14 protein-coding genes are annotated in these 15,914 nt (G+C 45.7%); 5 read left to right on the top strand and 9 right to left on the bottom strand.

Annotation, left to right across the window (positions count from 1 at the left end):
* Positions 1 to 17 precede the first annotated feature (17 nt).
* The gene (locus R7M92_RS19095; protein ID WP_005381016.1) at positions 18 to 1,124 is read left to right on the top strand and encodes a PilT/PilU family type 4a pilus ATPase; all 1,107 of its coding nucleotides are present in this window, start codon (positions 18 to 20) and stop codon (positions 1,122 to 1,124) included.
* 61 nt (positions 1,125 to 1,185) lie between these two features.
* Here R7M92_RS19095 and ruvX read toward each other — a convergent pair whose 3' ends face one another.
* The 8 genes from ruvX to metK form a co-directional block, all read right to left on the bottom strand.
* Positions 1,186 to 1,611: a Holliday junction resolvase RuvX gene (gene ruvX, locus R7M92_RS19090; protein WP_005381017.1), complete on the bottom strand. Its 426-nt coding sequence runs from the start codon at positions 1,609 to 1,611 to the stop codon at positions 1,186 to 1,188.
* 35 nt (positions 1,612 to 1,646) lie between these two features.
* A complete protein-coding gene (locus R7M92_RS19085) occupies positions 1,647 to 2,210 on the bottom strand; it encodes a YqgE/AlgH family protein (protein ID WP_318134004.1) in 564 nt (187 codons plus the stop codon).
* Positions 2,211 to 2,338: 128 nt separating this feature from the next.
* Positions 2,339 to 3,289 (bottom strand): glutathione synthase, encoded by a 951-nt coding sequence (gene gshB, locus R7M92_RS19080; RefSeq protein ID WP_005381021.1) that lies wholly within the window; start codon positions 3,287 to 3,289, stop codon positions 2,339 to 2,341.
* Positions 3,290 to 3,302: 13 nt separating this feature from the next.
* Positions 3,303 to 4,034 carry a 16S rRNA (uracil(1498)-N(3))-methyltransferase gene (gene rsmE / locus R7M92_RS19075; protein ID WP_025768830.1) on the bottom strand — a complete coding sequence of 244 codons (732 nt, stop codon included), beginning with the start codon at positions 4,032 to 4,034 and terminating at the stop codon, positions 3,303 to 3,305.
* A gap of 113 nt (positions 4,035 to 4,147) precedes the next feature.
* A complete protein-coding gene (endA, locus tag R7M92_RS19070; RefSeq protein WP_025768831.1) occupies positions 4,148 to 4,843 on the bottom strand; it encodes a deoxyribonuclease I in 696 nt (231 codons plus the stop codon).
* Positions 4,844 to 4,993: 150 nt separating this feature from the next.
* A complete protein-coding gene (locus tag R7M92_RS19065; RefSeq protein WP_318134000.1) occupies positions 4,994 to 5,491 on the bottom strand; it encodes a SprT family zinc-dependent metalloprotease in 498 nt (165 codons plus the stop codon).
* Between the two features lie 67 nt (positions 5,492 to 5,558).
* Positions 5,559 to 6,356, bottom strand: coding sequence for a DUF2189 domain-containing protein (locus R7M92_RS19060; protein ID WP_005381026.1), 798 nt, complete (start codon positions 6,354 to 6,356; stop codon positions 5,559 to 5,561).
* A 402-nt stretch (positions 6,357 to 6,758) separates the two neighbouring features.
* Positions 6,759 to 7,913 carry a methionine adenosyltransferase gene (gene metK / locus R7M92_RS19055; RefSeq protein ID WP_005384541.1) on the bottom strand — a complete coding sequence of 385 codons (1,155 nt, stop codon included), beginning with the start codon at positions 7,911 to 7,913 and terminating at the stop codon, positions 6,759 to 6,761.
* A gap of 315 nt (positions 7,914 to 8,228) precedes the next feature.
* Here metK and tkt point away from each other — a divergent pair, with 315 nt between their 5' ends.
* Entirely contained in the window at positions 8,229 to 10,223 is a 1,995-nt protein-coding gene (gene tkt, locus R7M92_RS19050; protein ID WP_318071791.1) for a transketolase, read from the top strand.
* A 91-nt stretch (positions 10,224 to 10,314) separates the two neighbouring features.
* On the opposite strand, the gene R7M92_RS19045 is transcribed toward tkt, so the two are convergent.
* Positions 10,315 to 11,208: a LysR family transcriptional regulator gene (locus R7M92_RS19045; RefSeq protein ID WP_017633561.1), complete on the bottom strand. Its 894-nt coding sequence runs from the start codon at positions 11,206 to 11,208 to the stop codon at positions 10,315 to 10,317.
* A gap of 140 nt (positions 11,209 to 11,348) precedes the next feature.
* On the opposite strand from R7M92_RS19045, the gene R7M92_RS19040 reads away from it, so the two are divergent.
* The 3 genes from R7M92_RS19040 (at position 11,349) to R7M92_RS19030 (ending at position 15,792) form a co-directional block, all read left to right on the top strand.
* Complete coding sequence (locus R7M92_RS19040) at positions 11,349 to 13,307, top strand: ligand-gated channel protein (RefSeq protein ID WP_318133997.1); 1,959 nt, start codon at positions 11,349 to 11,351, stop codon at positions 13,305 to 13,307.
* 135 nt (positions 13,308 to 13,442) lie between these two features.
* Positions 13,443 to 14,480 carry an erythrose-4-phosphate dehydrogenase gene (epd, locus tag R7M92_RS19035; protein ID WP_318133995.1) on the top strand — a complete coding sequence of 346 codons (1,038 nt, stop codon included), beginning with the start codon at positions 13,443 to 13,445 and terminating at the stop codon, positions 14,478 to 14,480.
* Between the two features lie 151 nt (positions 14,481 to 14,631).
* Complete coding sequence (locus R7M92_RS19030) at positions 14,632 to 15,792, top strand: phosphoglycerate kinase (protein WP_005384547.1); 1,161 nt, start codon at positions 14,632 to 14,634, stop codon at positions 15,790 to 15,792.
* Positions 15,793 to 15,914: the final 122 nt, after the last annotated feature.

The raw sequence follows: 15,914 nt of genomic DNA, 5'->3' as shown, positions 1-15,914 counted from the left end.
AATGGTGAATACGGAAGATGGATCTAGATAAATTTCTCGAAGGCATGCTGGCGCTGAAAGCGTCGGATCTTTACATCACGGTTGGAGCGCCAATTCTATTTCGTGTGGATGGCGAATTGCGTCCGCAAGGGGAAAAACTTACCGAGAGCGATGTGGCTGCATTACTCGACAGCGCTATGGAACCAGATCGGCGTCAGGAATTTCGTAAAAGTCGCGAGTCGAATTTTGCCATTGTGAGAGATTGTGGTCGCTTCCGTGTGAGTGCCTTTTTTCAACGCGAGTTACCAGGCGCAGTGATTCGTCGTATTGAAACTAATATTCCTACTTTTGAGCAGTTAAAGTTACCGTTAGTGTTGCAAGATTTGGCGATAGCTAAGCGTGGTTTGGTGCTGGTGGTCGGTGCTACTGGTTCGGGTAAATCGACCACTATGGCGGCGATGACAGGCTATCGAAACAGCAATAAAACCGGGCACATTTTGACGGTCGAAGATCCGATCGAATTCGTGCATGAACACAAGCGTTGTATCGTGACTCAACGCGAAGTTGGGTTAGATACGGAAAGCTATGAAGTTGCGCTTAAAAACTCGCTGCGCCAAGCACCAGATATGATTTTGATTGGTGAGATCCGTAGCCGTGAAACAATGGAATACGCGATGACCTTCGCCGAAACGGGTCACCTGTGTATGGCAACGTTGCACGCCAACAATGCAAACCAAGCTTTAGAGCGCATTCTTCACTTGGTACCGAAAGATCAAAAAGAACAATTCTTGTTCGATTTGTCGATGAACCTAAAAGGCGTGGTTGGTCAGCAGTTGATCCGAGATAAAAATGGGCAGGGACGTCATGGTGTATTTGAGATCTTGCTAAATAGTCCACGTGTGTCGGATTTGATTCGTCGCGGAGATTTACATGAGTTGAAGTCAACCATGGCTCGCTCAAATGAGTTTGGTATGCTGACGTTCGATCAATCTCTTTATAAGTTAGTGATGCAAGGTAAGATCAGCGAAGAGGATGCACTACATAGTGCCGACTCGGCAAATGATCTGCGCTTGATGTTGAAAACGCAGCGTGGTGAAGCATTCTCTACGGGCAGTTTGGCGAACGTTAAGATCGATATGGATTAATCCAATCCAGAAACAAAAAAGGTTGGCAGGAGCCAACCTTTTTTCATTGTGCTTGAAGTGTTTACTCACCCCAAAGGGCTTCAAACCAGCTTTCTAGAATCACCACTGCTGACTGGCAGTCAACATTACCTTTCGATAGGGCTTTGTAGCCGCCCATGCTGAACAACTCCGCACGAGCTTCTGCTGTAGATAAACGCTCATCATGCAGTTCAACTGGCAATCCGTATCGGCCTTGCAGACGCTTAGCAAATTTTCGTGCACGAGGGGTTATGGTCTCAAGGTCTTTACCATGCAGATCGGTCGGTAAACCGACCACTAGCAAATCTGGTTGCCACTCTTTGATTTGCTTTTCGATATCGTCCCAGTTTGGAATACCGTCATTGGCTTTAAAGGCTTTTAATGGGGAAGCTGTACCAGTAATTTCTTGGCCAATAGCGCTACCAATGCTTTTGGTTCCAAAGTCAAAAGCCATAATTGTGCGTGACATAAGGTGTCTCTATCTAATGTAACTGTATATTTGGACTAAGCATGTCCAGAGTCTGCTGAAAGGTGACTTGGGTCGATGCCCAGCTTTTCGACCGCTTTCTTCCAACGCTCGTTGATTGGTGTATTAAAGATAATTTCAGGCGTCGCTTCAATGGTGAGCCAAGAGTTTTCGACCAGCTCACTTTCTAATTGGCCTGCACTCCAACCGGAGTAGCCAAGTGCCACTAAGTAATCACTTGGTTCTGCTTCTGTTCCTAACACCGACAGAATATCACGCGAAGTGGTTACCGCGAGGTCATCGGTCATTTGGACGCTGGACTCGTAGTAATCTTTGGGTTTATGCAAAATAAAACCACGATCTTCCGAGATTGGGCCGCCATTGTAAACTGGTCTATCTAGACTGGCTTCAAATAGGCGCGGGTGTACTGGCTGAACTTCCACCTGCTTGAGCATGTTGCCGACGGTGATATCAACAGGAGCATTGATCATCAGCCCCATAGCGCCGTCTTCGTTGTGCTCACAAATGTAGATCACGCTGTTTTGAAAGTACGGATCTTTCATCCCAGGCATGGCAACCAAAAAGTGATTTGTGAGATTCATACTCATATTGACCCTTAACTCTCGTAAATGCCCTTAAGCAAACATCATACAGTTTATCATCTAGGTATGTGCATGAGTTTGCTTAAGTTAATGTACTACGCTCTCTATTAACTGTAATACAGTTTGAGTTATTCGCCTTTTACTCGACGCTCAATCGCATCCATCAGTTTGCCTGTGATTGAGATATCAAAAGCAGCTTCAATTTCGCGAATACAGGTTGGGCTGGTGACGTTGATTTCTGTTAGCTTGTCGCCAATTACGTCAAGGCCAACAAAGATAAGGCCTTTTTCTTTCAGTGTCGGAGCAACGGTTTGCGCAATTTTGAGGTCGGTTTCGCTTAGCGGACGAGCTTCACCAGTACCACCAGCGGCTAGGTTGCCGCGCGTTTCGCCTTTAGCAGGAATGCGTGCTAGACAGTAAGGCATAGGTTCGCCATCTACCACTAGGATACGTTTGTCACCGTTGCTGATGTCTGGCACGAAGGTTTGTGCCATTGCGTAGTTTTGACCGTGGTTAGTCAATGTCTCGATGATTACAGAGACGTTTGGATCGTTTTCTTTTACACGGAAGATGGACGCGCCACCCATACCATCAAGCGGTTTCAGGATGACATCACCATGTTTTTCACGAAATTCTTTAATTTTCTCTGCTTTTCGCGTCACGATCGTTGTAGGTGTCAGCTCTGGGAACCATGCTGTAAACAGCTTTTCGTTACAATCACGTAAGCTTTGAGGCTTGTTAACGATCAGTGCACCTTGTTCTTCTGCACGCTCAAGGATGTAAGTCGCGTAGATGTATTCAGTATCAAACGGAGGATCTTTACGCATTAGCACCGCGTCTAGCTCAGACAGTTCGATAGTTTGCTCTGATTTGAACTCGTACCAACCGTTTGGATCTTCTTTTAGTTCTACCACTTTAGTATCTGCAATGGCAACGCCTTGATCGAGATGCAGATCATTCATTTCCATGTAGTGGATTTCATAGCCGCGTCGTTGCGCTTCAAGCATCATGGCAAAGCTAGAGTCTTTTTTGATGTTAATGGACGAGATTGGGTCCATTACGATACCGAGTTTGATCATTATTTTTCTCCGTTTAACCAAGATCGCCGAAACGAACTTGTAAGGCTGTAATTGCTGTCAGAGCCGCTGTTTCGGTACGCAGAACGCGAGGGCCGAGTAGCGTTTCTTCAAATTGGTATTCTCGAGTCATCTCGATTTCTTCAGACGATAAACCGCCTTCAGGACCGATCAGTAGGCGCACTTTTTCAACCGGGGTTGGCAAAGTGTTGATTGAGTATTTAGCACGAGGGTGAAGGTTAAGCTTTAAACCATCGTACTCTTCTTTACACCACTCTTCCAAGCTCATAATTGGACGAATTTCGGGCACGACATTACGCCCACATTGCTCACAGGCACTGATAGCGATTTTCTGCCATTGCGCGAGTTTTTTCTCAAAACGCTTTTGATCAAGCTTGACGCCACAACGTTCAGAAATCAGAGGAGTGATGGTATTGACGCCAAGTTCAACAGACTTTTGGATGGTGAACTCCATCTTATCGCCACGTGAAATGACTTGACCAAGGTGCAGATCTAAAGGGGATTCAATACTGTTTTCTACGCGCTCGGTGATGTTAACCAAAACTGATTTCTTGCTGACTTCACTGATAACCGCTGGGAACTCTGCGCCACTGCCGTCAAAAAGGAGAACGTCTTGGCCTTCTTTCATGCGCAAAACACGACCGATATGGCCTGCTGCGTCGTCACTTAAAGCAAGTGAGCCAAGTTGATGAATGGTTTCTGGATGATAAATTCGAGGGGTACGCATGAGATTTCCAGCAAGAGAATAAACTTAAACCCTAACATGGATGCTTTGCACCGAAAAAACAAGGGGCAAGAAGCGTTTCAATATCAGTAATTGGAACGCTTCGAGGTCGGAGGTTACAGTGCGCGGCAGGCTTCTTGAACAAATGGGTTGTGATTGCCCTGTACTTTTGCAATGCGCTCGTCACGCTCACATTCCCATTTATCGACAGGATAGGTTTTGTTCCAAGCACTCATTAATTGCGTTTGCTGCTTCGACAGTTTGAAACCGTACTCTTTGCTCATGTATAGATAGGTACGAGCAATTGAGCCACGCGCACGGTCTGGTGGCATGACTTTACGCTGCTTAAAGTTCACTTGCATCTCACAGCGACCATAACTCACGCCATCCATACCGTTCCATTGGCTGAAGTTGTAGTTCGAACGATCACCGTTTACTTCACCAATAGCAGGAGTTAGGTTGTGCAAGTCTGCTTCCATCAAACGAAAAGTTTTGTCTTTTTTCTTACAGTTTTTACGTCCGCCATCTTGCCAGCATTGACGCTGGTGGCCAAATTGCCACGCAGGAACAACGTGCTCCCATTCGATTCGTGCAGCCCGTTTTTCTTGTTTACGGACTTGGTAACCGCAAGAGGCTAAATCGGGTAAGCCTTTCTTGCCTTGCCATTGAATGTTACAGCCACAGTAGAAGCTTGTTGGGTGGTCTTGATAAATTTTGACCGCCTCACGTTTGGCTGCAGAGAATGAGCTCGGTGGCGCGGCAATCGCAGTGCTAGAAAGCGCGATAAGCAACAGAGAGAATAAGTATTTCATGATAAAAGTCTTTATAAAGTATGACTTTATTCATGATAACACGCATAAAATAGCTTTAGTGATGAGTAAGTTAACAATAGTTGGCGAAGGGAAGGTTTTGATCAACTCGATCTTTATTTTGGGAACGCAAGTAACACTATGAGGTAAGGGCTACGATAATTGAATGCCGGTGAAGTCAAGTGGTTGGCGGCATTTTTGACAAGAGTACGTCGCCTCTTTGCGCAGCACTTTATTATGACGGCGAATCGATAGAGGGTAGGTCATACAACCACAACGATACTCAAAGGTTTTACCTTGAACGGATTTTACTTCAAAGCTGTGAGTGGTTTTGGCTGGTACGTTAAATACGGCTTCCATGACGCCTTTCCATTCTTTACCGTGAGGCCTAACTCGCCCGTAAACCTGATAAGTAATCAGGTGTGCTACTTCATGAGGAATGACTTCATCTAAGAATGCTTGGGTGTTTTCGCGAAATAAAACAGGGTTTAGGCGTACTTGATTTAATTGAAGGTAGGCTTTTCCTGCCGCTTTCCCACGCACGTCGAAGGTGATTGTTGGAATCGGGAAAGAACGTTTGAAAGCTTGTTCCGCCATCGCGATACAGCCCGCCATCACTTGCTTGGCTTTATAGCTGAGTTCTATATCCACAATTCACCTCGATAAATCAAATAAAAAAGCCCCCGCATTGCGAGGGCCAGATCATAGCATCAGTTAATTATGGTGTGTGTTTTTTCTTGATGGTGGCATGGTAAGCGTGCCATGTACCGTAGCCTAGAATTGGCATGGTAAACAACATTCCGATCCCGTAGGTCGCAAAGCCGATAAGAATACCGCCACAGATGATCGCTGCCCAAACAATCATTGCTGGAATGTTGGATTTCACGGCATTAAAGCTGGTAAACACAGCGGTCATCATGTCTACGCGACGCTCCATCATGAGCGGAATAGAAAAGGCTGAAATGCTAAACACCACACAAGCCAAAACAAAGCCAACTAAAGAGCCGATGACAAGGAAGGGTAGGAACTCACTTAAAGGTGCCCCTTGAACAGAAGGGTAGAGTGCATGAAGTAGAGCGGCAATGCGCATCCAAAATATCATACACACTGCGAGTAACACGGCGAACGCCCATTGAGATGTTGAGTTACGACCGATCGCTTTCATTGAATGGAACAAGCTTGCTTTGTGTCCGCGCTCTCTCTCCCAACTGGCATCATACAAGCCGAGCGCGAGAAACGGACCGATTAACATGTAAACAATCAAACTGGGCATGACGACCAAGTGTGTGCCTTGCCACTGTACGAGCAAAACAATGCCTATGGCTGCTGCCATAAAACAGATGCCATAGAAAGCACTAATAAGCGGCATTCGCACGAAATCATGCAGACCTAATGCGAGCCAATGAAAAGGTGCAGAAAGATTGACCGTATTGCACGGTATGGTTCTGGCGTATTCGTTGTCTGGCACTTCCTTTCGCTTGTTGTGGAAGTCCGATGGATTAACAGTTCGAGGCATAACTCCTCCTTGATTTATTCCCACATTATCCGCTTATACCAACTGACAGCGGTTTTTGTTCAGTCAAACTTGAAGCGACTTTTTCAAGTTTACATCTGAGCATTGGCTTAGTTTGGTATCGGCCATAAAGATGCCTGACTCATGTCTTTACTTAAGTGTGCTTCCACAGTCGCCAGCATCCGACGTCTCTATTTAAATTGGAGTTAACAATATTTTAACTATTGGCGGAGATGGGATAATTTACAAATAATTGCTTAAAATTTATTCGGTATAAAAAATGAGGGAGAAACAGGACTGCTTTGTGGGTCAGGGCGGTATGAGCCGAAATGGCTGGATAAAAGTTGCTGAAAATAAAAAGCCCCCACCATAAGCGAGGGCTTGATTGATTCTTGCTTAGCTTGATTATTTGATGCCAGCGAAATCGCGTAGAAGTGCAGCTTTGTCTGTCGCTTCCCACGGGAATTCTTCACGACCGAAGTGACCGTAAGCCGCTGTCTTCTTGTAGATAGGTTGAAGAAGGTTAAGCATTTCTTGTAGACCGTATGGACGTAGGTCGAAGAATTGACGAACCGCTTCAATGATGATGTCGTGAGGTACTTTCTCAGTACCGAACGTTTCCACCATGATAGACGTTGGATCAGCAACACCGATTGCGTAAGAAAGTTGGATCTCACAACGGTCAGCCATGCCTGCCGCTACGATGTTTTTCGCTACGTAGCGTGCTGCGTATGCTGCACTACGGTCAACTTTTGATGGATCTTTACCAGAAAACGCACCGCCACCGTGACGAGCTGCGCCGCCGTAGGTATCTACGATGATCTTACGACCAGTTAGGCCACAGTCACCCATAGGACCACCGATTACGAAGCGACCGGTTGGGTTAATGAAGAAGTTTGTTTCTTTGTTGATCCACTCAGAAGGTAGCACTGGCTTAATGATCTCTTCCATTACCGCTTCACGCAGGTCTGAAGTTGAGATTGAGTCACAGTGTTGAGTTGAAAGAACAACCGCGTCGATACCAACGATGTTACCTTGATCGTATTGGAATGTTACCTGAGATTTTGCATCAGGACGCAACCAAGGTAGTGTGCCGTTTTTACGAACTTCTGCTTGCTTTTGAACAAGACGGTGAGAGTAAGTAATTGGCGCTGGCATTAGTACTTCAGTTTCGTTACAAGCGTAACCAAACATGATGCCTTGGTCGCCTGCACCTTGTTCTTTAGGGTCAGCTTTATCAACACCTTGGTTGATATCTGGCGACTGTTTACCGATTGTGTTTAGTACCGCACAAGAATCTGCGTCAAAGCCCATATCTGAATGTACGTAGCCGATTTCACGAACGGTTTCACGAGTTAACTCTTCGATGTCTACCCATGCTGAAGTCGTGATTTCACCACCCACCATTACCATACCGGTTTTAACGTAAGTCTCACATGCAACACGAGCCTTTGGATCTTGCTCTAGAATCGCGTCAAGAACCGCATCAGAAATCTGGTCTGCAATTTTATCTGGATGACCTTCTGATACTGACTCAGAAGTAAACAGGTGCTTAGCCATGTTAGCTCCACTATATCTGGTTTAAAACTGGGGAATGATAAACTCTCCAGCGCAAATTAATACTAATTTTTGTAGGTGTATCTACATCTAGACGTCTATTCTAAATTTGATTGCTCGAATTACAAGCTCTTTTTTGGTTTTTGTTATAACCAAACGTTTGCCTGATTTATTGATAATTTTAAGAACTTCGAACGATTTGGCGCGAAAGGTGCAATATTTGTGAGGTTTTGGACTGGAAAACGTTTGCACACCCAACAGGGCTTTGAGAGAATTATGACCTACTTTTCGTTTCGCTTAATGTACTCAGGAGCAGACATGTCGTCTCGTAAACATCTTGCCAATGCAATTCGTGCTCTAAGCATGGATGGTGTTCAACAAGCTAACTCAGGCCACCCAGGCGCACCAATGGGTATGGCTGATATCGCTGAAGTTCTTTGGCGCTCTCACCTAAACCATAACCCTTCAAACCCAGAGTGGGCCGACCGCGATCGCTTTGTGCTGTCAAACGGTCATGGGTCAATGCTTATTTACTCTCTACTGCACTTAAGCGGTTACGAGCTATCTATTGACGATCTGAAAAACTTCCGTCAATTGCACTCAAAAACCCCAGGTCACCCAGAGTACGGCTACGCGCCTGGTATCGAGACAACAACGGGTCCTCTAGGTCAAGGCATCACTAACGCTGTTGGTATGGCGATCGCAGAGAAAGCACTAGCGGCACAGTTCAACAAAGAAGGTCACGATATCGTTGACCACTTTACGTATGTGTTCATGGGTGACGGCTGTCTAATGGAAGGCATCTCGCATGAAGCATGCTCTCTTGCAGGTACTCTTGGTCTAGGCAAGCTGATTGCATTCTGGGATGACAACGGCATTTCTATCGACGGTCACGTTGAAGGCTGGTTCTCTGACGATACACCTAAGCGTTTTGAAGCGTACGGCTGGCATGTAATCCCAGCAGTCGATGGTCACGACTCAGACGCGATCAACGCAGCAATTGAAGCAGCAAAAGCGGACCCACGTCCTACGCTTATCTGTACCAAAACAATTATCGGTTTCGGTTCTCCTAACAAGTCTGGTTCGCACGACTGTCACGGTGCACCACTAGGTCACGATGAGATCCAAGCGGCTCGTGAATACCTAGGTTGGGAGTACGGCCCATTTGAGATCCCGGCAGATGTTTACGCTGAGTGGGATGCAAAAGAAGCGGGCGCCGCGAAAGAAGCAGCTTGGAATGAAAAATTCGAGGCATACGCTGCAGCTTACCCTGCTGAAGCGGCAGAGCTTAAACGACGTCTAAACGGCGAACTTCCTGCACAGTGGGAAGAAAAAGCGAACCAAATCATTGCCGATCTTCAAGCAAACCCAGCGAACATTGCATCACGTAAAGCATCGCAAAATGCACTAGAAGCGTTTGGTCAAATGCTTCCTGAGTTTATGGGTGGTTCTGCTGACCTAGCGCCTTCTAACCTGACCATGTGGTCTGGTTCTAAGTCTCTAGAAACGGAGGACTTCTCTGGAAACTACATCCACTATGGTGTACGTGAATTCGGTATGACTGCTATCATCAACGGTATCGCATTGCACGGTGGTTTCGTTCCTTACGGCGCAACATTCCTAATGTTCATGGAATACGCTCGTAACGCAATGCGTATGGCTGCGCTGATGAAAATTCAGAACATCCAAGTTTACACGCATGATTCGATCGGTCTTGGCGAAGATGGCCCAACTCACCAACCTGTTGAGCAAATGGCGTCTCTACGTGTAACTCCAAACATGAGCACATGGCGCCCATGTGACCAAGTTGAGTCTGCAGTTGCATGGAAACTAGCGATTGAACGTAAAGATGCACCAACTGCACTTATCTTCTCTCGTCAAAACCTAGCGCAACAAGAGCGTACTGCTGAACAAGTCGCAGACATCGCGAAAGGTGCTTATATCCTGAAAGATAGCGAAGGTAAGCCTGAGCTAATCCTTATCGCAACAGGTTCTGAGGTTGAGCTTGCAGTGAAAGCCGCTGAGCAACTAACTTCAGAAGGCAAGAAAGTACGCGTTGTTTCAATGCCATCAACAGACGCATTCGACAAACAAGACGTCGCTTACCGTGAATCTGTACTGCCATCAGACGTAACGGCACGTATCGCTATTGAAGCGGGCATTGCGGATTTCTGGTACAAGTACGTTGGCTTTGACGGTCGCATCATCGGTATGACAACATTCGGTGAATCTGCACCTGCTGGTCAGCTATTCGAGATGTTTGGCTTCACGACTGAAAACGTAGTGAACACAGCAAAAGAATTGCTAGCGTAATTGCAGGACCGTCTAAACAGTCGAACATAAACGACGATTGTTAAACGCTAAAGTTAGAAAGGCCATCATTATGATGGCCTTTTTATTTTTGTCAGGTTTTCCAACCTTGTGGAATGCTTTGGTGAATGCAGTCTAAAAGTACGGATAAGCGCAGTGGTGGTCGTCCTGCTGGTGTATAGCAGTTAATGGAAATAGGCTCAGAAAGCCAACCTTCTAAGCATGGTGTGATTCGCCCTGGGTGATGTTTCTCATAGCCGCATGCTGTCCAAGTCGGCAGCAGTCCAATACCATGACCATTCGCGATACTGTCTATTTGCATTGCTATGTTGTCGCTGTATAAGCGACTAACAAAGGGTTCTAAAAAGAACTCACCGTGTTGAGGGTGTGCTAGCATCAATCCATTTTCTTGCACTGAACCAAAATCGATCCATGGATGTGCTTCAAGTTCTTTGGGGTGCGGTATAGGCCCATGTTGTTTTAGATAATTTGGAGAGGCAAAAGGCGTATAGCGAAATACCCCCAGCACTTCTTTTCGCCAGTCTAGCTCTTTACGTTCACCGAGCCAGATGAACAAATCTGGGTCATGATGCGCCTCAGAAAAGTCACTGGTAAGCTGAACTCTAACATCGGGATTATCAGCAAGAAAACGATTGAGTACGCCGCCGAGCCAGCTTCTAACTAAGGCAGTGTGACAAACAATATGCAGTGGCCCTGAAACTTGGTTCGTTAAACCTTGCAGTGCATCATAACTCTCTTCGCTTAACTCAAGAATCTGGCGGCTGTAGTGGGCAAAGATCTCTCCAGCTCTTGTCAGAACTAATCGATTACCTTGTCTGGCGGTTAGAGCCTGACCGAAGTCTTCTTCTAATTGTGCCAAGCGACGACTTAGCGTTGATTTTGGCTGATTAAGGGCTTTAGCAGCGGCTGTCAAACTTTTATGCTGATTGAGCGCATCAAAGGCTCTAATTGATGCTAAGTCGTGCATATTTCTTTTACTCCTTACTGCGTTATGTACGAGTTCCATAAATGGAAAGAACCGTTCCATAACTCTCACTATGCATCTCATTCTATTTGTGAATAATTCACTTTCGAAAATAATAATCATTATCAATTATGGAGATGTAGATGTCTACTCTTAGACTGCCAGTTACTACCGCAACTGGTATTTTAGCCTTCGTCAGTGTCCCTCATGTTTTTGCCAATGATGCAGTTTCTAAAATGGAAACAGTGGTTGTAACTGCATCAAGTTATGAGCAATCTCAAGCGGACGCGCCTGCAAGTATTAGTGTGATTTCACGTGAGGAGTTGGACTCCCGTTATTACCGCGATGTGACTGATGCACTAAAAAGTGTGCCAGGTGTTGTCGTGACAGGTGGTGGTGATACTACCGACATTAGTATCCGTGGTATGGGTTCTAAATACACTTTGATACTGGTCGATGGTAAACGTCAAAGTACGCGTGAAACTCGTCCAAATAGTGACGGCCCTGGTATCGAACAAGGTTGGTTACCTCCTCTTCAAGCGATTGAGCGAATCGAAGTTATTCGTGGCCCAATGTCGACGCTTTACGGTTCTGATGCGATTGGTGGTGTGATTAACGTCATCACACGAAAAGATGCGCTAGAGTGGACGGGTAATGTTCAACTGGGCACGGTACTACAAGAGAATAGTCGCTCAGGGGGAGAGCAGAGCGCGAACTTTTTCGTTAATGGTCCGTTGGCTGAAAATTTATCTCTCCAAGTATATGGTCAGTACACAACCAGAGAAGAAGATGACATCGAATACGGTTATGAAGATAAAGATATGCAGAGTATTTCTTCAAAACTGACTTACCAGATTAATGATCGCCACTCGGTGCAATTAGAGGGCGGCACGTCGGCACAAAGTCGTCGTGGCAATGTGGGCCTTTCAGTGCCGACCACAGGGTGTCGTGGTGGGTGTGAAGATTCACTGAATGAATATCGTCGTAATTACGTAACGGTAAGCCACAACGGTGATTGGGATTCGGTGGGAATTTCAGATACTTACTTACAGCGAGAAGAGAGCGAGAACAAATCTCGTGAGATGACGATCACCAACACCACGTTCAAATCGAGCTTGGTGACTGGTATTGGAAACCATACGTTGACGACGGGTGTGGACGCTACTCATGCAGAGCTTGAGGATTTCACCTCCAACAAAGCGTCATCGAAGACTGAAACATCGAATACGCAGTGGGCTGTTTTCATTGAAGATGAATGGAGAATTGCTGATCCGTTTAGCGTTACGCTTGGCGGCCGTCTAGATCATGACGAAAACTATGGCGCGCATTTTAGTCCGCGTGTTTACGGTGTATGGCGAGTTGATCCGTCTTGGACGGTGAAAGGCGGTGTGGCAACAGGTTTCCGTTCTCCACAATTACGTGAAATTACTCCTGGCTGGGCGCAAGTCAGTGGTGGCGGTAATATCTACGGTAACCCAGATCTTGACCCTGAAACGTCGCTAAACAAAGAAATCAGCGTCTTGTATCAAGGTGATTCTGGCTTAGATGTCTCTTTGACAGCGTTCCATAACGAATTCAAAGACAAGATCACACGTGTTGTTTGTCCAGACACTATCTGTACTGATGGTCCAAACCAATGGGGCGCAGATCCAACGTACCGTATTAACGTGGATGAAGCCGTCACACAAGGTATTGAAGCGACCTTAGCATCGCCGTTAACGGAAACCATTTACCTTAGCTCGAGCTACACATTTACCGACTCAGAGCAAAAAACAGGTGAATACAAAGGCATGCCGCTGCAGCAGTTACCAAAGCATCTGTTTAATGTGGATGTGACTTGGCAAACGACAACAGATCTAGAGAGCTGGGCGAAAGTCACGTACCGAGGTAAAGAAATGGATCCGGTTACTGGCCCATCAAGAAACAGTATTGTAGAACCAGTTTATACCTTTGTGGACGCCGGTGTGACATACCAGTTAACCGACAATACTCGTATTAAAGGCGCTATCTATAACTTGCTGGACGAGGAAATCAGTTACGAAGAATATGGATATATTGAAGATGGTCGTCGCTACTGGTTAGGTTTAGACGTCGCATTTTAATTATCTATCGTTGTAATAAGGTCGAGCATAGTCTCGACCTTTTTTAATCCTGCTTTACTTTGATTCAACAGGTGCGTTTGTCAGCCTGATCAGGTAGTATCTGTGACACGAAATTTTTGGTAGGGCGAAGGATAAATGCTAAAGGTTGCGATCAATGGATTTGGACGTATAGGTCGTAATGTTCTGCGAGCGGTGTATGAAAGCGGAAAACACCAGCAGATCAAGGTTGTGGCGGTAAACGAACTAGCACAGCCAGAGGCGATGGCACACCTACTGCAATATGACACCAGTCATGGTCGCTTTGGTAAAAAAATTTCCCATGACCAAGAACATTTGCATGTTCATCATGACAGCGGTGAATATGATTCCATTCGCATTCTCCACCTCTCCGAAATCGAATTACTTCCTTGGCGTGATTTAGAAGTTGATATCGTCTTGGATTGCACTGGCGTATTTGGTTCGCAAGCGGATGGGCAAGCGCATATAGAAGCTGGCGCTAAGAAAGTACTGTTTTCGCACCCGGGCGCAAACGACCTAGATAATACGATTATCTATGGCGTGAACCACGAAACTCTGAAAGACGAGCACCGTGTTGTCTCCAATGGCTCTTGCACCACCAACTGTATCGTTCCCGTCATTAAAGTATTAGACGAAGCCTTCGGCATAGAGTCTGGCACCATTACCACTATTCATTCGTCCATGAACGATCAACAAGTAATCGATGCGTATCATAACGACTTACGCCGTACCCGTGCTGCAAGCCAATCTATTATTCCGGTAGACACTAAGTTGCATAAGGGAATTGAAAGGATCTTCCCGAAATTTTCCAACAAATTCGAAGCAATTTCTGTTCGTGTTCCAACGGTTAACGTCACTGCAATGGATTTAAGTGTCACAATTAGTACGAATGTGAAAGTTAATGACGTAAATCAAACCATTGTTAACGCATCTCAGTGTACATTACGTAACATTGTTGACTATACTGAATCGCCACTCGTTTCCATCGACTTTAACCACGACCCCCATAGTGCGATTGTGGATGGAAGCCAGACTAGAGTGAGTAACGGGCAACTCGTAAAAATGCTCGTTTGGTGCGACAACGAATGGGGCTTTGCTAACCGGATGCTGGATACTGCCTTAGCAATGCAAGCTTTTTCGCAAGTGGAACAGTAATGACGAAGAAGTGATGGAGAATTTTTATTTCAAGCCTTGAAATAAATCCATAATATCTCCATATCTATAACCAGTTTGAAGAATTAACAGGCTTGGCAGGGTTGCCGAGTTTTCAAAAACTTTAATTATTAAATATTTGAGAGGACACATCATGTCTGTAATCAAGATGACTGACCTGGATCTTGCAGGTAAACGTGTATTTATCCGTGCTGACCTAAACGTGCCAGTAAAAGACGGTAAAGTAACTTCGGATGCACGTATCATCGCATCTCTTCCAACTATTAAGCACTGCCTAGAAGCAGGCGCTAAAGTAATGGTTACGTCTCACCTAGGTCGCCCAACTGAAGGTGAATACGCTGAAGAGTTCTCTCTACAACCAGTTGTTAACTACCTAAACGACGCACTAGATTGCGAAGTGAAGCTAGCAAAAGACTACCTAGATGGCCTAGAGCTAAATGCGGGTGAACTTGTTGTTCTTGAAAACGTTCGCTTCAACAAAGGCGAAAAGAAAAACGACGAAGAGCTATCTAAGAAATATGCAGCACTATGTGACGTATTCGTAATGGACGCATTCGGTACGGCTCACCGTGCTCAAGCATCTACTCACGGCGTTGGCATGCACGCAGACGTAGCATGTGCTGGTCCTCTACTAGCGAACGAACTAGAAGCGCTAGGCAAAGCAATGGACAAGCCAGCTCGTCCAATGGTTGCTATCGTAGGTGGTTCAAAAGTTTCTACTAAGCTAACTGTTCTTGAGTCTCTATCTAAAATCGCTGACCAACTCGTTGTTGGTGGTGGTATTGCTAACACATTCATCGCAGCTGCTGGCCACAACGTTGGTAAGTCTCTATACGAAGCAGACCTAGTTGAAACAGCTAAGAAGCTAATGGACGAGTGTGCAATTCCAGTAGCAACTGACGTTGCATGTGCGAAAGCATTCGACGAGAACGCAGAAGCTGAAATTAAGCACGTTTCTGAAGTACAAGACGACGACATGATCTTCGACCTTGGTCCAGATTCAACAGCTGAACTAGCTGAAATCCTTAAAAACGCTAAGACTATCCTATGGAATGGTCCAGTAGGCGTATTCGAATTCAAGAACTTCGAAGCAGGTACTAAAGGGATCTCTGAAGCTATCGCAGCTTCTGAAGGCTTCTCTGTTGCAGGCGGTGGTGACACGCTAGCAGCTATCGACAAGTTCGGTATCAAAGCGGATGTATCTTACATCTCTACTGGCGGCGGCGCTTTCCTTGAGTTCGTAGAAGGTAAAGTTCTTCCAGCAGTAGAAATGCTAGAAGCACGCGCTAAGTAATTAAAGCAAAGCGGGGGAGTGATTCTCCCGCTTTCTTGTTTGCTGCAACGTGTGAGGAACTCTGCTAGAATAGCCTCAGTTGTGAGCAAACGTTTGCAAGATTTTCAACTTAACAAGTTTTG

This window comes from Vibrio sp. Vb2880 (assembly GCF_033337975.1).
GTDB lineage: Bacteria > Pseudomonadota > Gammaproteobacteria > Enterobacterales > Vibrionaceae > Vibrio > Vibrio alginolyticus.
The sequence above is the reverse complement of the archived record's forward strand: the minus strand, read 5'-3'. Positions and strand labels throughout refer to the sequence as shown.